The sequence below is a fragment of the Mesorhizobium sp. RIZ17 genome (assembly GCF_051127865.1).
Lineage (GTDB): Bacteria > Pseudomonadota > Alphaproteobacteria > Rhizobiales > Rhizobiaceae > Mesorhizobium > Mesorhizobium humile.
Window position 1 is genome coordinate 3,869,493 of record NZ_CP147861.1, and the last position, 19,496, is coordinate 3,888,988.

The 19,496-nt window shown below is 66.0% G+C and carries 18 protein-coding genes; 15 read left to right on the forward strand and 3 right to left on the reverse strand.

What is annotated here, in order from left to right; translation table 11 throughout:
* Positions 1-25: 25 nt before the first annotated feature.
* Complete coding sequence (locus WDX12_RS18465) at positions 26-760, reverse strand: SDR family NAD(P)-dependent oxidoreductase (protein WP_434721513.1); 735 nt, start codon at positions 758-760, stop codon at positions 26-28.
* A 278-nt stretch (positions 761-1,038) separates the two neighbouring features.
* Between WDX12_RS18465 and WDX12_RS18470 the strand changes: the two genes are divergently transcribed.
* Positions 1,039-1,935 (forward strand): LysR family transcriptional regulator, encoded by an 897-nt coding sequence (locus WDX12_RS18470; RefSeq protein ID WP_434721514.1) that lies wholly within the window; start codon positions 1,039-1,041, stop codon positions 1,933-1,935.
* Between the two features lie 167 nt (positions 1,936-2,102).
* Here WDX12_RS18470 and WDX12_RS18475 read toward each other — a convergent pair whose 3' ends face one another.
* Positions 2,103-3,308: an acetyl-CoA C-acetyltransferase gene (locus WDX12_RS18475; RefSeq protein WP_434721515.1), complete on the reverse strand. Its 1,206-nt coding sequence runs from the start codon at positions 3,306-3,308 to the stop codon at positions 2,103-2,105.
* A gap of 104 nt (positions 3,309-3,412) precedes the next feature.
* On the opposite strand from WDX12_RS18475, the gene WDX12_RS18480 reads away from it, so the two are divergent.
* From WDX12_RS18480 to WDX12_RS18545, 14 genes are all read left to right on the forward strand, one after another.
* Positions 3,413-5,359, forward strand: coding sequence for an acetoacetate--CoA ligase (locus WDX12_RS18480; protein ID WP_434721516.1), 1,947 nt, complete (start codon positions 3,413-3,415; stop codon positions 5,357-5,359).
* Positions 5,356-6,507, forward strand: a complete 1,152-nt coding sequence (locus WDX12_RS18485; RefSeq protein WP_434721517.1) for a thiolase family protein — start codon at positions 5,356-5,358, stop codon at positions 6,505-6,507. The genes WDX12_RS18480 and WDX12_RS18485 overlap by 4 nt, the downstream gene beginning before the upstream one ends.
* Positions 6,507-6,947 (forward strand): Zn-ribbon domain-containing OB-fold protein, encoded by a 441-nt coding sequence (locus WDX12_RS18490; RefSeq protein ID WP_434721518.1) that lies wholly within the window; start codon positions 6,507-6,509, stop codon positions 6,945-6,947. The genes WDX12_RS18485 and WDX12_RS18490 overlap by 1 nt, the downstream gene beginning before the upstream one ends.
* The gene (locus tag WDX12_RS18495) at positions 6,944-7,396 is read left to right on the forward strand and encodes a MaoC family dehydratase (protein ID WP_434721519.1); all 453 of its coding nucleotides are present in this window, start codon (positions 6,944-6,946) and stop codon (positions 7,394-7,396) included. The genes WDX12_RS18490 and WDX12_RS18495 overlap by 4 nt, the downstream gene beginning before the upstream one ends.
* Positions 7,393-8,637 carry an MFS transporter gene (locus WDX12_RS18500; RefSeq protein WP_434721520.1) on the forward strand — a complete coding sequence of 415 codons (1,245 nt, stop codon included), beginning with the start codon at positions 7,393-7,395 and terminating at the stop codon, positions 8,635-8,637. Before WDX12_RS18495 ends, WDX12_RS18500 begins: the two co-directional genes overlap by 4 nt.
* A gap of 71 nt (positions 8,638-8,708) precedes the next feature.
* On the forward strand, positions 8,709-9,545 hold the full coding sequence (locus tag WDX12_RS18505; RefSeq protein ID WP_320294526.1) for a GntR family transcriptional regulator: 837 nt from the start codon (positions 8,709-8,711) through the stop codon (positions 9,543-9,545).
* A gap of 200 nt (positions 9,546-9,745) precedes the next feature.
* A complete protein-coding gene (locus WDX12_RS18510; protein WP_434721521.1) occupies positions 9,746-10,522 on the forward strand; it encodes an SDR family NAD(P)-dependent oxidoreductase in 777 nt (258 codons plus the stop codon).
* A 27-nt stretch (positions 10,523-10,549) separates the two neighbouring features.
* Positions 10,550-11,209 carry an L-fuculose-phosphate aldolase gene (locus WDX12_RS18515; protein ID WP_434721522.1) on the forward strand — a complete coding sequence of 220 codons (660 nt, stop codon included), beginning with the start codon at positions 10,550-10,552 and terminating at the stop codon, positions 11,207-11,209.
* Between the two features lie 102 nt (positions 11,210-11,311).
* Positions 11,312-12,313, forward strand: coding sequence for a sugar ABC transporter substrate-binding protein (locus WDX12_RS18520; RefSeq protein ID WP_320294529.1), 1,002 nt, complete (start codon positions 11,312-11,314; stop codon positions 12,311-12,313).
* 67 nt (positions 12,314-12,380) lie between these two features.
* Positions 12,381-13,907: a sugar ABC transporter ATP-binding protein gene (locus WDX12_RS18525; protein ID WP_434721523.1), complete on the forward strand. Its 1,527-nt coding sequence runs from the start codon at positions 12,381-12,383 to the stop codon at positions 13,905-13,907.
* Positions 13,904-14,935 carry an ABC transporter permease gene (locus tag WDX12_RS18530; RefSeq protein WP_434721524.1) on the forward strand — a complete coding sequence of 344 codons (1,032 nt, stop codon included), beginning with the start codon at positions 13,904-13,906 and terminating at the stop codon, positions 14,933-14,935. Before WDX12_RS18525 ends, WDX12_RS18530 begins: the two co-directional genes overlap by 4 nt.
* On the forward strand, positions 14,932-15,918 hold the full coding sequence (locus WDX12_RS18535) for an ABC transporter permease (protein WP_434721525.1): 987 nt from the start codon (positions 14,932-14,934) through the stop codon (positions 15,916-15,918). Before WDX12_RS18530 ends, WDX12_RS18535 begins: the two co-directional genes overlap by 4 nt.
* A 21-nt stretch (positions 15,919-15,939) precedes the next feature.
* On the forward strand, positions 15,940-16,905 hold the full coding sequence (locus WDX12_RS18540; RefSeq protein WP_434721526.1) for a carbohydrate kinase family protein: 966 nt from the start codon (positions 15,940-15,942) through the stop codon (positions 16,903-16,905).
* Positions 16,902-17,669 carry an SDR family NAD(P)-dependent oxidoreductase gene (locus WDX12_RS18545; RefSeq protein WP_320294534.1) on the forward strand — a complete coding sequence of 256 codons (768 nt, stop codon included), beginning with the start codon at positions 16,902-16,904 and terminating at the stop codon, positions 17,667-17,669. The genes WDX12_RS18540 and WDX12_RS18545 overlap by 4 nt, the downstream gene beginning before the upstream one ends.
* Before the next feature lie 70 nt (positions 17,670-17,739).
* Here the strand turns inward: WDX12_RS18545 and WDX12_RS18550 are convergent, their stop codons facing one another.
* Entirely contained in the window at positions 17,740-19,239 is a 1,500-nt protein-coding gene (locus WDX12_RS18550) for an HAL/PAL/TAL family ammonia-lyase (protein WP_434721527.1), read from the reverse strand.
* Positions 19,240-19,496: the final 257 nt, after the last annotated feature.

Consider the following 19,496-nt stretch of genomic DNA (forward strand, 5'->3'; position numbering starts at 1 on the left):
GTGGTTCCGGCGATCAGGCGCGATTTCAGATGGCCGAAAAGCCGCCGTCGACGGACGGCTCCACCCCATTTACGAAGCTGGAATCGTCGGAAGCAAGAAACACCGCGGCCGCCGCAATTTCCTCGGCACGCCCCATCTTTCCCCGCGGGATCAGGGATTCGAACATCCGCTTCGCCTCCTCGGTGAGAACTTGGTCCTGCATCGGTGTGGCGATCGGACCCGGGCTCAACACGTTCACCCGGATATTCCTGCCCTTCAGTTCGTTGAGCCAAGTGCGTGCGAATGAACGCAACGCCGCTTTGCTCGCCGCATACACGCTGTAACCAGGGAAGCCCTTCACCGAAGCAACTGACCCGGTCATGAAGATCGATCCGCCATCGTTGAACAGCGGCAACGCCTTCTGAACCGTAAACAGCGTGCCGCGCGTATTCAGGCCGAAGGCCGCATCGAAATGCTGCTCGGTAATCTCGCCCAGCGGGACGGCTTCGCCTATGCCGGCGCTCGCATACAGGACGTCGATCTTGCCCTTTTCCCGCTTGACCGTGTCGATCAGGCGGTCGAGGTCCGCCAGGTTGGCAGAGTCGGCGCGCACGCCGGTCACGTTGCGGCCAATCGCCTTCACCGCCTCATCGAGCGCCTCCTGCCTCCGGCCCGTGATGAAAACATAGGCGCCTTCTTCGACGAACCGCTTGGCGCTCGCCAGCGCCATGCCGCTCGACCCACCCGTGACGACTGCAACCTTACCATCGAGCTTTCCCATGACTTCTCCTTTCGGCTTTCCTCGTTGCCCCGAGCATTCGTCCGGGGATCGTGTCGAGGTTGAAATGGGTCCGGCTGCGTCAGGCTTTCAGTGCGGAAGTCCGCACATCGGTGGTGCAAAATCGAACCAGGCGAGCTAATAACTTCAGCCAAGGAATGTCCGGCGTGAGCAACGGCCCCAAGCGCAAAAGTCATCACCCGACTTGTCCGAGGACGACGCTATTCGACGGTATCGGAGACGGGCTTTGGAAGACGCACCGCACGGTGCCGGATTGCACCATGATCGACTGGGATGACATTCGCTACTTTCTTGCCGTCGCGCGCGGCGGCTCAGTCCGGGCTGCCGCCGGGCGTCTCGGGGTAAATCACTCGACCGTGCTGCGACGCATCGCTCAGCTCGAGGAACGCCTCGCGGCGCACATGTTCGAAAAGCTGCCTTCTGGTTACCGCCTGACGGCCGCGGGCGAGGAGGTCCTCGAGCTCGCGAACCAGATGGAAGCCTCGTCGCACCAGCTCGAGACGCGCGTTTTCGGTCGCGACCAGGGCGTGCGCGGGCTCCTGCGGGTGACGTTGGCGCCTACGCTTGCGACACACCTGCTCATGTCGGACTTCACCGATTTCGCGCGTCTGCATCCGGACATCGAGATGGAAATCTTGTCGTCCGGCGAGCTGGCAAATCTGACCAACCGGGACGCCGATGTCGCGATCCGCGTCGTCTACGACCGCAAGACCCTGCCGCTCAATCTTCACGGCCTGAAGGGGCCGGAGCTGTTCGGCGGCGTCTACATGTCTCGCGATCGACTGGCCGCGTGGCGCGCGGGCGCGCCGGATCCCATCCGGTGGATCGTCATAAGCGTTCATGGCATCCCGGACTGGGTCCGCGAGGGTGAGGTTCGTGCCACAGGGGTTCCTTTCAGGACCACGGATGGCGAGGCGCAGATCGTTGCCGTACGGCAAGGGGTGGGGATGACGACACTGCCGTGCTTCGTCGGCGATGCCGACCCGCTGCTCGCAAGGGTGCCGGGCACCGGCCTGCACATGTACGGAACGCTCTGGCTTCTCACACAGGGCGAGGCACGCAAGACGAAGCGCGTGCGGCTCTTCACTGAGTTCATATCCCGCAGGCTCGCCGCCTACGCGCCGCTTCTCGCGGGACTGTCCTCATCGCCGGACTGACACACGGAATGTCGCCGATGGCGCTGTCTCGAGCGTAGCGCTTGTCGCCATGCAGCCGGATGCAAATCTCGCGACTGACTCTGACGGCGTCTTGCTTACCTATGCCGTGGCAGGTGAGGATTCATCAGCAAGTTGAGCGCGGTACCAGCCAACGCAATCGCCCGTGCTCACCGCTCCAGGCAGATCGCCACGCCCTGGCCGCCGCCGATGCAGAGCGAAGCCAATCCTTTGCGCGCATCGCGGCGGATCATCTCGTAGAGCAGCGTCACCACGATGCGGCAGCCGGAACCGGCCAGCGGATGTCCGAGCGCGATGGCGCCGCCGCTCATGTTGATGATGTCCTCGTTCCAGCCCATCTCGTGGTTGACGGCGATGGCCTGCGCGGCGAAAGCCTCGTTGATCTCCATCACGTCGAGGTCGGACGCGCGCCAGCCGGCTTTGTCGAGAGCGCGGCGCGAGGCCGCGACGGGGCCGAGCCCCATATCCATCGGCTCGACGCCGGCGGAGGCGTAGGAGGCGATGCGGGCGAGGGGCGTCAGGCCGAGTTCCTGCATCCGCGTGTCCGACATCACCAGCACCGCCGCGGCGCCGTCGTTGAGGCCCGACGAGTTGCCGGCCGTGATCGTTCCCGCCGTATCGAAGACAGGTCTCAGCCTGCCTAGCGCTTCCATTGTCGTTGTCGGATTGGGATGCTCGTCGCGGTCGATGACGCGATCGCCCTGCCTGGTCCTTATCGAGATCGGGACGATCTCTTCGTCGAACCGCCCGGCCCGGATGGCCGTGTCGGCCTTTTCTTGCGAGCGCAGCGCGAAACGGTCCTGCTCCTCGCGGGTGATCTGGTAGCGCTGCGCCAGCGACTCCGCCGTCACGCCCATATGCACCTGATGGAAGGCGTCCCACAGCCCGTCGGTGATCATCGAATCCTTGACGATCCGGTCGCCCATGCGGATGCCGGCGCGGGCGCCGTGAATGACATGCGGCGCCGAGGTCATCGAATCCTGCCCACCGGCAATCACGCAATCGGCGTCGCCGCAGCGAATGGCCTGGGCAGCGAGATGGATCGACTTCTGGCCGGCGCCGCACACCTTGTTGACAGTCATGGCGGGAACGCCGACCGGCAAGCCTGCCTTGAGCGCGGCCTGCCGCGCCGGGTTCTGCCCGGCGCCGCCGGTCAGCACCTGGCCCATGATCACCTCGCTGACGGCATCGGGCGCGAGCTGCGCATCAGCCAGCATCGCCTGGATAAGCTGCCCGCCCAGCTCCGCCGCCGAGAGGTCGCAAAGCGCGCCGTTCAGCTTGCCGATGGGCGTCCGCTTCGCGGCAACGATATGCACGGCATCCATGGTCTGCTCCTCCGCCGGCGCGGTCCTCATGGCCGCGATCCTCGCTTGACATTCTGGTTATAACCAATAATCTGAAATGCATCGGCAGGCAAGGTCGCGGCATCGAGCCCGGCCTGCGTTGCGGGAGGAAATCCATGTCATCCGTGCTTTGGACGCCGGCGCCGGCCGCGTTCCAATCGTCCAACCTTGCGCGCTTTTCGACAGCCAACGGCTTCGACCCGCGCGACTACGAGACGCTGCACCGCTGGTCGATCGGCGATCCGGGCGCGTTCTGGCGGGCAGTGTGGGATTTTGCCGAAGTGATCGGTGATCCGGGCGCGATCTCCTTCCAGCGCGACGACAATGCGCCGATGACCGGGAGCCGCTTCCTGCCGGAAGCCTCGCTCAATCTCGGGGAAAACCTGCTGCGCGGTGACGAGGAGAGGGTTGTTCTGATCGAGGCCGACGAGAGCGGCCATTTCCGCTCCGTCACGCTCGGCGAACTGCGCCGTCTCGTCGCCCGAACGGCGCATGGCCTGCGCGCGGCCGGCGTCGTCAAGGGCGACTGCGTCGGCGGCATCCTGCCCAATCGTGTCGAAGGCCTCGTGGCGTTGCTGGCGGCTCTGTCGGTCGGCGCCGTCTGGTCGTCCTGCTCGCCGGATTTCGGCGCCGCCGCGATCGTCGACCGCCTTGGCCAGATCGGCGTCAAGGTGCTGTTCGCCGCGCCGCGCTACCGCTATGCGGGCAAGGAGCATGACATCTCCGACAGGCTGGCCGAGATCGTCGCCGCAATGCCGACGGTGACGACGCTGGTGCTGACCGGCGAGCCGGGCGCCAAGCCGGACTGCGCGGCGGACTGCATTTCGTTCGACGATTTCGGCAGCGACGCCCCGCTCGTCTTCGAGCGCGTGCCCTTCGACCATCCGGCCTATGTGCTCTACACCTCCGGCACGACAGGCGCGCCGAAGGCGATCGTCCACCGCGCCGGCGGCGTGCTGCTCCAGCATCTCAAGGAACACCTGCTGCATGGCGATGTTCGCCCAGGCGACGTCATGAGCTGGTACACCAACACCGCCTGGATGATGTATCACTGGCTGATCTCCGGCCTCGCCTGCCACGCGACAGTGGTGCTCTATGACGGCGCGCCGATCCTGAAATCGGCCGACGGCCTCGACCCCAGCCCGCTCTGGACGATGGCCGAGCGTGCCCGCGTCACCCATTTCGGCACCAGTCCGAAATATCTGGCCACGCTCGCCGCCGAAAATTACGCGCCGGGACGCTTGCACGACCTCTCGTCGCTGCGCTCGCTGCTGTCGGCCGGCGCGCCGGTTTCGCCCGGCCAGTTCGACTGGGTCTACGAGCATGTGAAGCGCGACATGATCTTCGCCTCGATCTCGGGCGGCACCGAGATCATCGGCTGTTTCCTGCTTGGATCGCCGATCCATCCCGTGCGGCGCGGCGAGCTCACCGTCAAAGGGCTTGGCCTCGCCGTCGCCGTGATGGACGAGCGCAACGCGCCGGTCGTCGGCCGCCAGGGCGACCTCGTCTGCACCGAGCCGTTCCCGTCGATGCCGCTGACCTTCTGGGGCAAGGACGGCGACGCGCGCTATCACGCTACCTATTTCGCCGCGCGCCGCGAGATCTGGACGCATGGCGACGTCGCTGAGATGACCGCTCACGGCTCCGCCGTCATCCATGGCCGTTCGGACACGACGCTGAAGCCCGGTGGCGTGCGCATCGGCACGGCCGAGATCTACGCGGCCTGCGAAGGTTTCGCCGAGATCGAGGATTGCCTGGTCTTTGGCGCGCCGGTCGAGGGCGACGAGGAAATCGTGCTCTGCGTCAAGCTCAGTGACGGTTATGCGCTGACTCCCGAGCTTGCCGCGCAAATCCGCCGCGCGATCCGCGAAGGCGCCTCGCCGCGCCACGTGCCGCATCGCATCCATGCCGTGCGGGCCGTGCCTTATACGCTGAACGGCAAGCGCGTCGAGGGCGCGGCCCGCACCACGCTCGAAGGCAAGCCGGTCAAGAACATGGCTTCGCTCGCCAATCCGGCGTGCCTGGAGGAATACCGCGCGCTCGACCGGAGCAAGGCGGCATGAACCAGTCGAAGGGAGCAATCGTCGGCATCGGCGAGTTGAAGCCGCAGCGCCTGACCAGCGGTGTGACGACGCTCGAGATGATCGCCGAGGTCTCGCGCCTGGCGGTACTCGATGCCGGGCTGGAGCCGACGGCGATCGACGGGCTGCTGGTCGGGCCGCAGGTCGGCGAGACGCCGCAGCATGTTCCGGCGACCATCGCCGAGTATCTCGGCCTCGCGCCGACCATGGCCAATGTCGTCGATCTCGGCGGCGCGTCCGGTGCCGGCATGATCTGGCGCGCGGCGGCAGCGATCGAGGCCGGTATGTGCGAGGCGGTGCTGTGCGTGCTCGCCAACAACCGCGAGGAGACGGCGCCCCGCTCGCCCAACCGCAACCCGATCCGCGAGTTCGACGTGCCGTTCGGCGCCTCGGGCGCTAACATCTCCTACGCGCTGCTGATGCAGGCGCATATGGCTGAATACGGTTCGACCGCCCGGGACTTCGCCATGATCGCCGCGGCGGCGCGCGCCAATGCGCAGCTCAATCCCGACGCTATCTTCTTCGGCAAGCCGGCCGATGTCGAGGCGGTGCTGGCCTCGCCGATGATCGCCTCGCCGCTGCATCTTCTCGAAATCGTCATGCCGGTCGCCGGCGGCGAAGCCGTCGTTGTCACCTCGGCCGAACGCGCGCGGTCGTTGCGCAAGCCGCCTGTCCATCTGCTTGGCGCCGGCGAAAAGGTCACGCATCGCGCGGTCAGCCAGGCCCCACACCTCACCTCCGGCCCGCTGAAGAGCGCCATGGCGCGCGCCTTCCAACAGTCCGGCACGCGAGCCGAGGAGATGGATCTCCTGTCGCTCTACGATTGCTACACGATCATGGTCGCGACCACGATCGAGGATGCCGGCCTCTGCGCTCCGGGCCAGTTCGGCGCGTGGCTCAGCGACCACGACCTTTCGCACAAGGGGGACAAGCCGCTCAACACGCATGGCGGCCAGCTCGGCTTCGGCCAGCCGGACCTCGCCGGCGGCATGACCCATGTCGTCGAGGCGGTGCGCCAGCTGCGCGGCGAGGCGGGCGAACGCCAGATCGCCAAGGCCGGGCTCGCGCTGGTCACCGGCAATGGCGCGACGATGAGCGAAGCGACCGCGCTCGTGCTGGGAGCCGCCTGATGCTAGTCGATTTGAACACGCTGAAGATCGCCGGCCCGACCATTACCGCGCTTACCCGGCCGTTCTGGGATGCCGCCGCCGAAGGGCGGCTGGCCATCCAGCATTGCGAGGACTGCGGCAAGGCCGTCTTCTACCCGCGCCCGATCTGCCCCAATTGCTGGAGCAGGCGCCTGGTCTGGAAAGACGCGTCGGGCAGGGGACGGCTCAAGTCCTTTTCGGAAATACACAAGCCTGGCCATCCCGGCTGGCTGCCGGCAGCACCCTACGTGGTCGGGCTGGTCGAACTGGCCGAAGGCCCGACGATGCTGAGCTTCATCCTGGCCGGCACACAACCGCTACACGTCGGGGACATGCTGCGGCTTGCGCCGACAGCCATCGGCGGCCGAGTCCTGCCGGCTTTCAAACCAGTCGAACCCGGAGCAGAGGAGAAGCCGAAATGAGCACCGAGACAAAAGACGGTTGGGTGGGTGTCGTGAAAGGCCGCCCGCAGGTCGGCGCCTTTGCCGAGCGCACGCGGCGCACGCGCATCAGCGACATCGAAGCCTTCACCGACATCACCGGCGACCGCAACCCGCTGCATTACGACCGCGCGCTAGCCGAGAAGTCGGTGTTCGGCAAGCTGATCGTCCAGGGCGGCGTCACCTCCGGCATCCTCAATGCACTCGTGGCGGAGGATCTTCCCGGCCCTGGAACCGTGTTCCTCGAAGTGGCCTGGAAGTTCGTCAAGGCCGTCGGCGTTGATGAGGAGATCACCGGACGCGTGGAGGTCAAGGAAGTGCGGCCCGACAAGCCGATCTGCAAGATCGAGACCAGCGTACGCAACGGCCAGGGCGAGCTTTGCCTCACCGGCACGGCCACGGTCTTCACCGTTCCGCTGCAAGGCGTATGAGCACGGTCGGGGGCGGCCGGCTCGGCATGGTGGCCGACAGCGAGCGCTGGCGCGTGCTGTCGCTGCTCTGCCTGGCGGTCGTCCTGTCGCTGACCACCTGGTTTTCGGCGACCGCTATCCTTCCCGAGCTGAAGCAGGAACTGGCATTGGGCGCCAGCGCCGAGGCCTGGCTGACCAATGGCGTCCAGGTCGGCTTCGTGATCGGCGCGCTGGCGGCGAGCCTGGTCAATCTGCCGGACCTTGTGCGGCTCGGCCGCCTGATGGCGGCCGCGGCACTCGTCGCTGCTTTAGCCAACGCGACGCTGCTGCTTCATCCCGGGCCGGGCGGCGTGATCGCCGCGCGCATCGCCACCGGCGTGGCACTTGCCGGCGTCTATCCGCCGGCGCTGAAGCTGGTCGCCACCTGGTTCACGCGCGACAGGGGGCTGGCGCTCGGCGCGGTCATCGGCGCGCTGACTGTCGGCTCGGCGCTGCCGCATCTCTTCCGCGCCGTCTCGACCGCGCTCGACTGGCAGCCGGTGGTCGCCGCCGCCAGCGTGGCGACGGCGGCGGGCGCGCTGCTCTTTCTGCTGTTCGCCAAGGAGGGGCCCTATCCCTTCGGCAAGGCCGTGTTCGAGCCCTCGCGCATCGGCCAGGTGTTCCGCGAAAAACCGTTGCTATTAGCCAATCTCGGCTATCTCGGTCACATGTGGGAACTCTATGCCATGTGGGCCTGGCTGCTTGCCTATACGCGCGCCGCTTTCGAGGCGCAGGCGATTGGAACCGCCGCCACCGCGTCGCTCGCGACCTTCCTTGTCGTGGCCTCCGGTATCCTTGGCTGCCTGCTCGGCGGCTATCTGTCGGATCGCATCGGCCGAACCGTCACCACCGCCGGCATGATGCTCGTCTCGGGCGGCTGCGCGCTGCTGATGGGCTTTCTCTTCACCGGCCCGCTCTGGCTGTTCATGCTGGTGGCCATTGTCTGGGGCGTTTCGGTCGTCGGCGATTCGGCGCAGTTCTCCGCTGCCGTCACCGAGCTTGCCGACCGCCGCTTCGTCGGCACCGCTTTGTCCGTGCAACTGGGACTGGGCTTCGCGCTGACGGTGCTAGCCATCTGGCTGACGCCGCGTTTCGCCGATTTCATCGGCGGCTGGCGCTGGGCCTTCCTGCTTTTGGTTCCCGGACCGGTTCTGGGGGCCGCCGCGATGCTATGGTTGCGAAACTTGCCGGAGAGCGTGAAAATGGCGGGCGGTCTCCGTTAAGGAGGCGCTGCCGCTTCCTGAGTCGCGGCAAATGATTTTTGCGGCAGGACCGAATGGAACAAGCAACCAGAATGCGCGGGCGTCCTCGTTACGACCAGGAAGATGCCGAGGCGGCCGAGGCTTTCCGCTCGATAGGTTCCAAGGTCCAGCTCAACCGCGACGAGGCCGCACCCCTCTGGGTGCAGTTGCGCAACCAGGTCGAGGAAGCGATCAACACCGGCCTGCTTGCCGCCAATTCGCGCATTCCCTCGGAACAGGCGCTTTGCGATTTCTTCGGCGTCTCGCGTCCCGTGGTGCGCGCCGCGATCGGCTCGCTGTCGAACGAAGGCCGCATCATCAAGATGCCGCGCAAGGGCATGTTCGTCGCCGCTCCCCGCGAGCATGTCGACTTCATGACCGCCAATCTCGGCGTGTTCGACGACCTGACCGCCAAGGGCCACAAGGTCTCGACCCGAACGCTGGAGATCTACCGCTGTCCGCCGAGCGAGAAGGAATCGAAGGTCTTCGGCATCCCCGCCAATGGCAGCGTGGTCCGGATCTGCCGCGTCTACATGACCGACGGCGCGCCGATCACCATGACGCGCATCAGCCTGCCGGGGCACAGGGTGCCCGGGTTGGAGAACATCCTGTCGGAAAACCAGTCGATCTTCGGCACCATCCGCGCCGTCTTCGGCCTGACGGTGAAACGCGCCGACCGCTGGCTGCGCGCGGCCCTTCCGACCAAGGAAGAGGCCGACGAGATGGGCGTTGCCGCCAACACGCCGCTGATCGAGATCGAGTCGATCGCCTATGACGCCGATGGCGCCGCGCTCGAATATTACGAGGCCTTCTACAACTCCTCCGTCGCTCGCATCCACATGGCGGTCGAGCAGCCGTCGGCGACCGTGAACGGCGTCGATCGCACCTGACTTGCGCTCATCCAAAAAAGATTCCGTTTTCTGGTTATAACCAGATTGACGGACCCGGGAAGCTTCTGTAACGTCCCTGTCATGGGGTCGGGAGGAGCCTGACCCGGAGGCATTATCAGGACCAGTCGGCTTGCGGCGCTGCTTCGGCGGCGAGGGCGGAGTTTTGCCCGCGCTCAAGTCCGTCCTGATGGAGGACGTGCATGGATTACCGGTCGCAATTCGACCTGGCAGGCGAGGTTGCCGTCGTCACCGGCGGCGCCAGCGGGATCGGTCTCGAGGCCGCCAGGGCGCTCGGGACTTGCGGCGCGGATATCATCCTGCTCGACATGAATGCGGATGGGCTGAAGGCCGCCGCCGAAGCGCTCAAGGCCGCCGGCGTCGCAAGCGTCGATGGCCGCGCGCTCGATGTCACCGACCCGCAGGCCGTCGAGGCGATGGCAACTGCGATCGTCGCCGATTTCGGCAAGGTCGATATCCTGGTCAACAGCGCCGGCATCGCCCGCCTCAACACCGCGCTCGACACACCGGACGAGGAATGGCGCCTGGTGATGGATGTCAACGTCAACGGCGTCTACTGGGCCTCGCGCGCCTTCGGCCGTTCGATGGTCTCCCGCACCAAGGGCTCGATTGTCAATCTCGGCTCGATGTCGGGCCTGATCATCAACCGTCCGCAGACGGCGCCGTCCTACATGGTGAGCAAGGGCGCCGTGCACATGATGACGAAGGCGCTCGCGGTCGAATGGGCGAAATCGGGCGTGCGCGTCAACGCGCTGGCGCCGGGCTATGTCGGCACCGAGATGACGCTGAAGATGCGCGAGCGTCCCGAACTCTTCAACACCTGGATCGACATGACGCCGATGGGGCGCTTGGGCACGCCGCAGGAGATCGCCTCGGCGATCCTGTTCCTGGCGTCGCCGGCGTCGAGCTACGTCACCGGCGCGATCCTGTCGATCGATGGCGGCTACACGGCCTGGTAACGGACCGAATAAGGATTGGAATATCGCATGACCGTTTCGGACCGAGATGTGCGCCAGGCCATCATCGACGCCTGCATCCAGATGAATGCGCTCGGCATCAACCAGGGCACATCGGGCAACATCAGCTGTCGCCACGGCGAGGGCATGCTGATCTCGCCGACCAGCACGCCCTATGACACGCTGCAGCCGGAAGACATCGTCTTCATGGGTTGGGACGGCGAGGTCGACGGGCGCCTGCCGCCATCCAGCGAATGGCGCTTCCATCTCGACATCATGAAGGCCAGGCCCGAGGTCAACGCTGTCGTCCACGCGCATCCGATCTACTGCACGACGATCGCCATCATGGGCAGGAAGATACCGGCGATCCATTACATGGTCGCGGTCGCCGGCGGCAGCGACATACGCTGCGCGCCTTACGCCACCTTCGGCACGGCCGAGCTTTCGGCGCATGCGGTGGAGGCGCTGCGCGACCGCAAGGCCTGCCTGCTTGCCCAGCACGGCATGATCGCGGTCGGCTCGAGCCTTGCCCAGGCGATGTGGCTTGCCGTCGAGGTCGAGACGCTGGCGCGCCAGTATCACGGCGCCTTGCAGATCGGCGAGCCGCCGATCCTGTCCGACGAGGAGATCGAGAACGTCATCAAGCGCATGGCGAGCTACGGCCTGCGCGAGAACGAGGCCGCTGCGTAAGCGGAGGGCTTAGCCCGAAGCGACCAGCAAGGGACCGCGCGGCGGCCATCTGGCAGAATCCTCCGGGAAGGCCCGGAGCGATCAACAAGGGAGGAAATGACAATGACTGGATCAATGAAAGGCCTCGTCAAGGCGCTCGCTTTGGGGTTGGCGGCGGCTTGCAGCCTTGCCGCCGTCTCCGGCGCGAGCGCCGAGGATTTGTCGCTCAAGGGCAAGCGCATCGGCGTCTCGGCCATCGGCACGGACCATTACTGGGACCTGATGGCGTTCAAAGGGATCCAGGACCGCGTGAAGGAGCTCGGCGGTGAGGTCATCGCGCTCGACGCCGGCCGCAAGGACCAGCAGCAGATCGCGCAGCTGCAGACGCTGATCGCGCAGAAGCCGGACGCCATCATCGAGCAGCTCGGCAACCTCGAAGTGCTGAACCCGTGGCTGCAGAAGATCCGCGACGCCGGCATCCCGCTGTTCACGGTCGACACCGCGACCCCGCACGCCATCAACAACACCACGTCGAACAACTACAACATCGGCGCCGAGATCGCCTTGCAGATGGTCGCCGACATGGGCGGCAAGGGCAATGTGCTGGTGTTCAACGGCTTCTACAGCGTGCCGGTCTGCAAGATCCGCTACGACCAGCTGAAATATGTGCTGACCTCGTTTCCGGATGTGAAGATCGTGGAGCCCGAGCTGCGCGACGTCATCCCGAACACGGTGCAGAGCGCCTATTCCAACGTCACCGACATGCTGACCAAGTCGCCCGAGAAGGGTTCGATCGGCGCGGTCTGGGCCTGCTGGGACGTGCCGCAGATCGGCGCCACGCAGGCCGTCGAAGCGGCCGGCCGCAACGAGGTGAAGACCTACGGCATCGACGGCAGCCCGGAAGTCGTCAAGATGGTGATGGACCCGAAGTCGTCGGCCGGCGCGGTCGCGGCGCAGCAGCCTTATGAGATCGGCAAGACCTCGGTCGACAACGTCGCCAAGTACCTGGCCGGCCAGAAGGTGCCGCCCTTCACCTTCGTCCCGGCGGTGCTGATCAACAAGGAAAATGCCGCCGAAAAGGGTAAACCTTTCCTCGACGCCGCCGAGAAGGCCGGCGTTAAGTAGAGCGGACGAAACGACGGGCAGCCGCGCTTATGCGGCTGCCCGTCACATCCAACCAGGATTGATGGCCATGCAGACAGCAAAGCACGACATTGCTGTGTCGATGACGGGCATATCGAAGCGGTTCGGTCCGGTGCGCGCCTTGGAAAACGCGAACCTCGAGATCGCGCGCGGCTCGATCCTCGGCCTTGTCGGCCAGAACGGCGCCGGCAAGTCGACCATCATCAAGGTGCTGGCCGGCATCATCAAGCCGGACAGCGGCTCGATCGTCATCAATGGCGAGACCGCGAGCACGCTGACACCGGCGTCGGTCGAAAAGCTCGGCGTCCATTTCATCCACCAGGACAGGCTTCTGGTGCCGACGGCGACCGTCGGCGAAGCTGTCTTCCTCGGTCACGAGATCGGCCTCGGCCCGTTCGTCAGCCGCCGTGCCATGGAGCGCCGCGCGGCCGATTTGCTGAAGCGGTTCTTCGGCATGGAGCTGCCGGCTGGAACCTTGGTCAAGGACCTCACCACGGCACAGCAGAAGGTCGTCCAGATCACCCGGGCGCTGGCACAAAAGGCATCGGTGCTGGTGCTCGACGAGCCGACCGCGGCGCTGGTCAAGCGCGAGGTCGACAGCTTGTTCGACGTGCTGCGCCGACTGCGCGACGACGGCATCGCCGTGGTCTTCATTTCCCATTACATGCAGGAGATCGAGAAGCTCTGCGACCGCGTCACCGTGATGCGCAACGGCACCGATGTCGGCACGGTCGATCCGCGCCAGACGCCGATCGACGAGATCATCTCGATGATGATCGCCCGCGATGTCGGCGAGATGTTCCCGAAGCGCTCGGTCATTTTAGGCACGCCGGTGCTGGAGGTTTCCAATCTGCGCCTCGGCGGCAGCTTCGAGAACATCGGCTTCAACGTGCGCGCCGGCGAGATTGTCGGCCTCACCGGCCTGCTCGGCTCCGGCGCCAAGGAGATCGTCCAGTGCCTGTTCGGCCTCAAGACCGCCGATGGCGGTGAGGTCAAGGTCGAGGGCAGGGAGCTGTCGCTGTCGACGCCGGTCAAGGCGGTGCGCGACGGCATCGCCATGCTGCCGGAAGACCGTCGCGCCCATGGCGTCGCGCTAGGTCTTTCGGTGCGCGAGAACATTTCCTTGGCCAGCCTGCGCCGCTACTCGCGGACTGGCATGGTCAGCCGTGGCGCTGAGAACCAGGCGGTGGACAGCCTGATCAAGGAACTGTCGATCAAGACGCCGCATCGCGACGCGCTGGTGCGCGAGCTCTCCGGCGGCAACCAGCAGAAGGTGGCTATAGCCAAATGGTTGAGCTGCCAGTCGCGCGTCTATGTGCTGGACGAACCGACGGTGGCCGTCGATGTCGGCGCCAAGGTCGAGATCTACAACCTCTTGAATCGCCTGGCGGGCGAGGGCGCGGCGATCCTGCTTCTGTCCTCCGACCTGCTCGAATTGGTCGGCGTCTGCGACCGCGTGCTGGTCGTCTATCGCGGCAGGCTCGCCGGAAGCTTCTCCGGCCCCGCGATGAACAGCGACGCGCTGCTGGCTGCTTCGTCAGGCGCGCGCTCGAACGCTGACGGAGTGGCCGCATGAGCGCGACTGTTCTCCACACTGAAGTCGGCGTCTCCGACGAAAAGCAAGCCGCCGCCAAGAGCGCCGGCCGGCGCTTCGGCGCGCTCGTCGTGCGGCTTGGCGCGATCGCTGCCTTTGCCGCGATCATGGCCTATTTCGTCATCTTCGCGCCGGGCTTCACCTCGACCTTCAACCTGATCAACGTCGTCGAGCAGTCGGCGATCCTGGGCGTGCTCGCCTATGGCATGACGGCCGTGATCATCGGCGGCGGCTCCGATGTCACCGAAGGCGGCATCGACCTGTCGATCGCCGCCAATATGGGGCTCTGCGCCGCCGTCTATGCGACGCTCCTGTCGATGGGTTATGGCGACCTCCTCTCGGTGCTCGCGGCGATTGCCGTCGGCATGGCGGTCGGCGCGCTCAACGCGCTTGCCGTGGTCGGCCTCGGCATCCTGCCGCTGCTCGCCACGCTTGCCGTGCTCAATGTCGCGGCCGGCATGGAACTCACGCTCACCCAGAACACGGTCGTCGGCGCATCCTCCCCGCTGCTCGGCGTGCTGGTGTCGGGCAGCTTCCTCGGCGTCTCCGCGCTTGCCTGGGCGCTGATCGTCTTCTCGGCGCTCATGATCGTGGTCGTTCACGGCACGTCGTTCGGGCTCAGACTCTACGCGGTCGGCGGCCATCCTGAGGCGGCCCGCGCGGCCGGTCTCAGCGTGCCGTTCTATGTGTCCTTCACCTATGTGCTGAGCGGGTTCTGCGCGGCGGTGGCGAGCATCCTCACCGTCTCGCGCCTTTCGGCCAGCACGCCCGGTTCCGGCGAGCTGCTTCTGTCGGTGCTGGCCGCGGCACTGCTCGGCACCGTCTTCTCGCGCCGCTTCGTGCCGACCATGGGCGGCACGCTGCTCAGCGTTCTCTTCATCGGCCTCCTCGCCAACGGCTTCCAGCTGCTCAACGTCTCCAGCTACTGGGTCAACGGCGTGCAGGGCGCGCTGATCCTGCTGGTGGTGGCCATCACATCTTTTGCCCGCGGTTCGGAGGGTTCGCGATGAGCGTCTCGGCCAACGACAACGCAGCCAAGGTGAACCTGCGCGGCTTCCTCGCCAAATACAGCGTGCTCATCGCCTTCGCGGCCATCGTCATCTTCTTCTCGGTGGCGAGCCCGACCTTCCTGACGCCGGCCAACCTCTTCAACGTGCTGGTCAACAACGTCGTCATGCTGGCAATCGTTGCGCTGGGGCTGACCATCGTCATCTCGTCGGGCGGCATCGATCTTTCGGTCGGCGTGTCCGTCGACATGGCGAGCATGGTCTTCGTCATGCTTCTGGCTGCCGGCCATAGCGGCGTGGTCGGCGTCGCGGGCGGACTTGGCGCGGCGCTGATCGTCGGCATCCTCAACGCGATCCTGATCACCCGGCTCAACATCAGCCCCTTCCTGGCGACGCTCGGCGTGCTCTTCATCGGCCAGAGCACGCAGCAGCTCGCCACCAGCGGCGGCCAGCCGATCTATCTCACCAGCGGCTATGCAGCAGACCAGTTCAACGCCATCGCCCGCACGGCTCTGTTCGGGATACCGACCCCGGTTATCGTGCTGATCGTGCTCGCCGTCGCGGTCCATCTCCTGCTGCATCGTTCGGTGTTCGGCCGCTATGTCCAGGCCATGGGCGCGCAGCCCGGCGTCGCCTGGTATTCCGGCATCCGCGTGCCGCGAGAATTGTCGATGGTGCACGTGCTGTGCGCGCTGCTCGCGGGCGTCACCGGCATCCTGCTCTCGGCGACGGTGAAGTCCTACGTGCCGCTGTCGGGCAATGCCTTCCTGCTCGACGCCATCGGCGCCACCTTCATCGGCACGACGCTCAGCCGCGAGCGCAAGCCCTCGGTCATCGGCACGCTGCTCGGCGTGTTGCTGCTCGCCATCGTCAAGAACGGGCTGCTGCTCGTCGGCTGGAATTTCTACTGGCAGCAGGTCGGCATCGGCGTGCTCGTCTTCCTGGTGCTGGCCGCGAGCTTCGGCCTGCGCCGCGCCGCCCATTGAGTTCGAAAGGTTAAGTCAGCCATGCCCCAATTCGACGTCAGCTCGATCGGCTTCTACGTCCTCGACATCCTCGGACGTCCAGTCTCTCGCATCCCCGAAGGCGGCCGCGCCGACTATATCGAGGAGATCCGCATGACCGTTGCCGGCACGGCCGGCGCGACCGGCATGGACTGCGCCATCCTCGGGCTGAAGACCCGCGCCGTCACCACGCTCGGCACCGACGACATGGGCGACTGGTTCCTCGCCAAGCTCAAGAAATACGGCCTGGAGACGAGCCTCGTGCGCCGCGACGGCAGCCTCCAGACCTCGTCCACCATCCTGCCGGTGCGGCCGAACGGCGAGCGTCCCGCCTTGCATGTGCCCGGTACGGCCACCTTGTTTGACGTCGCCGATGCCGATCTTGATGCTGCCCTTGATGCAACCGTCGTCCATGTCGGCGGCACCGGCCTGCTGAAGCGTTTCGACGGCGAGCCGACGGTGCGGCTTTTGAAACGCGCCAAGGAACTTGGCCGCGTCACCACCTTCGACCTCATCCAGGCGACGCCGGAGACATGGAAGCTGGTCGAGCCGTGCCTGCCCTATATCGACTATTTCGTGCCGAGCATCGACGAGGCCGGCGAGATGGCGCATGACCGCGATCCGGACCGCGTCGCCGCCTTCTTCAAGGCGAGGGGCGTGAAGAACTGCATCCTCACCCTTGGCGCCGGCGGCGTCTATGTCTCGCCCGAGCATGGCGAGGATTTCCATCTACCGGCCTTCGAGGTCGAAGTCTTCGACACGACAGGCTGCGGCGATTCCTTCACAGCAGGCATCATCGTCGGCATCGTCAAGGGTTGGGATCTGAAGCAGTCCGCGCGCTTTGCCAGCGCGGTCGCCGCCAAGGTGGCGATGGGGCTCGGCTCCGACGGCAAACTCGTTTCATTCGACGACACGATCGCGGCGATGAACTCGCTCCCGGTCAAGACATCAAAGGTGGAAGCAGCATGACCATTCTCTCTGAGGCCAAGGGCAAGACGGCTCTCGTGACCGGCGCCAGCCGTGGCATCGGCAGGGCGCTCGCGAAAGGGCTTGCCGAAGCGGGCTTCGATGTCGCCATCACCGATCTGCCGTCGCAGGCGGCCGAGCTCGACGTCACCAAGGGCGAGATCGAGGCGGCCGGCCGCAAGGCCTATGTCTACACGATGGATGTCAGCAAGAAGAAGGACATCGAGGCGACCGCGCAGGCCCTGCTCGAGGCGGCGGGCAGCATCGACGTGCTGGTCAACAATGCCGGCATCCTGAAGCCCAGCCTGCTGCAGGATCTCGACGAAGCCAATTGGGATGCGCATTTCGATATCAACGCCAAGGGCGTGCTGATGATGTGCCAGGCGGTGCTGCCGCATATGCGCGCCAGGAAGTCGGGCCGGGTCATCAACATCGCCTCGATCGCCGGCCGGCAGGGCGTGCCGACGCAGGGCCACTACGCCGCGACCAAGGCGGTGGTGATCACGCTGACGCGTGTCCTGGCGCAGGAGGTCGGCATGGACGGCGTCACCGTCAACGCGATCTGCCCCGGCATCATCCTGACCGAGATGGGCAAGAACAATCTGGGCAGCGAAGCCGCGATCCGCCACTGGGAGGACGTCGCCGCGCTGAAGCGCCTCGGCGCGCCCGAGGATGTCGTCGGCCCGGTGCTGTTCTTCGCCTCGGATCTCTCGGCCTTCGTCACCGGCCAGGCGCTCAACGTCGACGGCGGCATCTACTACCACTGAGGCTCAGGGCGCCCCGAAGAGTACCTTCGTGTGAAGGGAAGTGCGGTTGCAGCGGGCCTCTTGGCCCGCTCTACAGCAGCGGCGGCCCCGCCACCATGCGCACCACCCGCGCCATGTCGGCGCTCATCTCGCGGTCGTCGTCGAGCGGGGCGACCAGCGCCCGAACGGCTTCATAGCTGCGCCGCGGGCCTTCGCCCATGCTGTCCAGCACGCCGCGCAGCTCGACGCCTGTGGCGGCGAAGATCAGCTCCATCGCCACCAGATAGCGCAGGCGCTCGACGATCCCTGCCGTCTTGGCCACGACGCGCGGCGCCATCGACGACTGGTCCTCGACACCATCCGAGATGGCCAGGGGGCTGAGCGACATCGGATTGGCGAGGTGCCGGATTTCCGCTTCGAGCGCCGCGACCGGCTTCTGCAGTTCCGCATAGCCCTGGCGGCTGCCGCCTCTTGCCGACAGGAAGCGCGGCAGTTCCGCCACCGTCGGCGACATCAGCTTCATCGAGCGGTTGGCGGTGCCGACCGCGCAATGCGCCAGCGCCTGGCCGAGGTTTTCCCAGGTCAGCGTGAATGCGGTCAGGTCGAAATTGCCGTTGGAGACGACCCGCTCCGCCTCGGGCAGGATAACGGGATTGTCGCCGGAATGGCCAAGCTCGATCTCCGTCGCCAGCTTCGCCTGCTCATAGGCGTGGAGCAGGCCGCCCCACACTTGCGGCACGCAGCGGAAGCTGAGCGGATCCTGCAGCCGCCGCGCGGCATTCTCCTGCCACAGCCCGGAGCCTGAAAGCTCGGCCCGCAGCCTTGCGCCGATCTCGACCTGGCCGAAGGCCGGCCGCGCCGCCAGCGCATCCTCGTCGATGGCCTTGAGCGACGAGCGGAATGCCTCGTAATTCAGCGCCACCGCCGCCAGCGACCAGTCGATCAGGCACGCAACTTCTTCGAGCGCCAGGCACGCCGTTCCGGTCGAAAGGCTGTTGGCGACGATGATGGCGTGGCCGTCCTTCTCGCGCAGGTCGAGCGGTTCGAGTCCGGCGAGCTTCAATGCCTCGGCCGACGGCATGATCCGGCCTTGATATTCCGTCTCGCCATCGCCGCGCAGCGCCCGCGCCAGATGGCCGAGCGGCGCGAGATCCGCGGCGCCCACCGATCCCCAACTCGGAATGACCGGATGAACGCCGGCGTTAAGCGCTGCGATCAGGCCCATGACGACGCCTTCCGAGGTGCCAGTGCCGCCCGCGGCCATGCCGCAGATGCGTGCGACCAGCAGCGCCCGCACAGCCTCGGTCGACAGCGACGGGCCGGCGCCCATCGAGTGGCTGAGCGGCACGCTGTGCTGGAAGGCGATCAGGTCGGCTTGCGCCAGCGGCGTGTCGACACAGGCGCCAAGCCCGGTGGTGACGCCATAGAGCGGCTTGCCGAGCTGGGTGAGATGCTCGATGAGGGCGCGGCTTGCGCGGATGCGGCGCATGGCTTGCTCGCCAAGCACGAGCCGGGCATTGCGCCGCGCGATCTCGGCGACATCGCTCGTGCTCAGCGGCTTGGCGTCGAGAACGATCACTCTGGCTGTCATCGGGCTATTCCCTTTGGCCGCCGAGGCTGGTGGCCGAACGAATGCAGGATATCCGGCATCGGAGCCCGCCATTGTCGAAAATCCGCCGTCGCGATTGCCGTTATTTTTCGGCGATCCGGATAGGGGGTTCGGTAGCCAAAATTTCCCACGTCGATGTCACACCTGGCCAAGCCTCGCTCGTCTTGAGGTCGGAAGCAACGAAAGGAACCGACCATGACTGTCAGCGGTGTGCGGACCCGCCCGTGTGGGAACTTTTG

What these genes read in the sequence shown, in the direction of transcription:
- WDX12_RS18465 (WP_434721513.1), bottom strand. Translation starts at nt 760, where the DNA reads ATGGGAAAGCTCGATGGTAAGGTTGCAGTCGTCACGGGTGGGTCGAGC.
- WDX12_RS18470 (WP_434721514.1), top strand. Translation starts at nt 1,039, where the DNA reads ATGATCGACTGGGATGACATTCGCTACTTTCTTGCCGTCGCGCGCGGC.
- WDX12_RS18475 (WP_434721515.1), bottom strand. Translation starts at nt 3,308, where the DNA reads ATGAGGACCGCGCCGGCGGAGGAGCAGACCATGGATGCCGTGCATATC.
- WDX12_RS18480 (WP_434721516.1), top strand. Translation starts at nt 3,413, where the DNA reads ATGTCATCCGTGCTTTGGACGCCGGCGCCGGCCGCGTTCCAATCGTCC.
- WDX12_RS18485 (WP_434721517.1), top strand. Translation starts at nt 5,356, where the DNA reads ATGAACCAGTCGAAGGGAGCAATCGTCGGCATCGGCGAGTTGAAGCCG.
- WDX12_RS18490 (WP_434721518.1), top strand. Translation starts at nt 6,507, where the DNA reads ATGCTAGTCGATTTGAACACGCTGAAGATCGCCGGCCCGACCATTACC.
- WDX12_RS18495 (WP_434721519.1), top strand. Translation starts at nt 6,944, where the DNA reads ATGAGCACCGAGACAAAAGACGGTTGGGTGGGTGTCGTGAAAGGCCGC.
- WDX12_RS18500 (WP_434721520.1), top strand. Translation starts at nt 7,393, where the DNA reads ATGAGCACGGTCGGGGGCGGCCGGCTCGGCATGGTGGCCGACAGCGAG.
- WDX12_RS18505 (WP_320294526.1), top strand. Translation starts at nt 8,709, where the DNA reads ATGCGCGGGCGTCCTCGTTACGACCAGGAAGATGCCGAGGCGGCCGAG.
- WDX12_RS18510 (WP_434721521.1), top strand. Translation starts at nt 9,746, where the DNA reads ATGGATTACCGGTCGCAATTCGACCTGGCAGGCGAGGTTGCCGTCGTC.
- WDX12_RS18515 (WP_434721522.1), top strand. Translation starts at nt 10,550, where the DNA reads ATGACCGTTTCGGACCGAGATGTGCGCCAGGCCATCATCGACGCCTGC.
- WDX12_RS18520 (WP_320294529.1), top strand. Translation starts at nt 11,312, where the DNA reads ATGACTGGATCAATGAAAGGCCTCGTCAAGGCGCTCGCTTTGGGGTTG.
- WDX12_RS18525 (WP_434721523.1), top strand. Translation starts at nt 12,381, where the DNA reads ATGCAGACAGCAAAGCACGACATTGCTGTGTCGATGACGGGCATATCG.
- WDX12_RS18530 (WP_434721524.1), top strand. Translation starts at nt 13,904, where the DNA reads ATGAGCGCGACTGTTCTCCACACTGAAGTCGGCGTCTCCGACGAAAAG.
- WDX12_RS18535 (WP_434721525.1), top strand. Translation starts at nt 14,932, where the DNA reads ATGAGCGTCTCGGCCAACGACAACGCAGCCAAGGTGAACCTGCGCGGC.
- WDX12_RS18540 (WP_434721526.1), top strand. Translation starts at nt 15,940, where the DNA reads ATGCCCCAATTCGACGTCAGCTCGATCGGCTTCTACGTCCTCGACATC.
- WDX12_RS18545 (WP_320294534.1), top strand. Translation starts at nt 16,902, where the DNA reads ATGACCATTCTCTCTGAGGCCAAGGGCAAGACGGCTCTCGTGACCGGC.
- WDX12_RS18550 (WP_434721527.1), bottom strand. Translation starts at nt 19,239, where the DNA reads ATGACAGCCAGAGTGATCGTTCTCGACGCCAAGCCGCTGAGCACGAGC.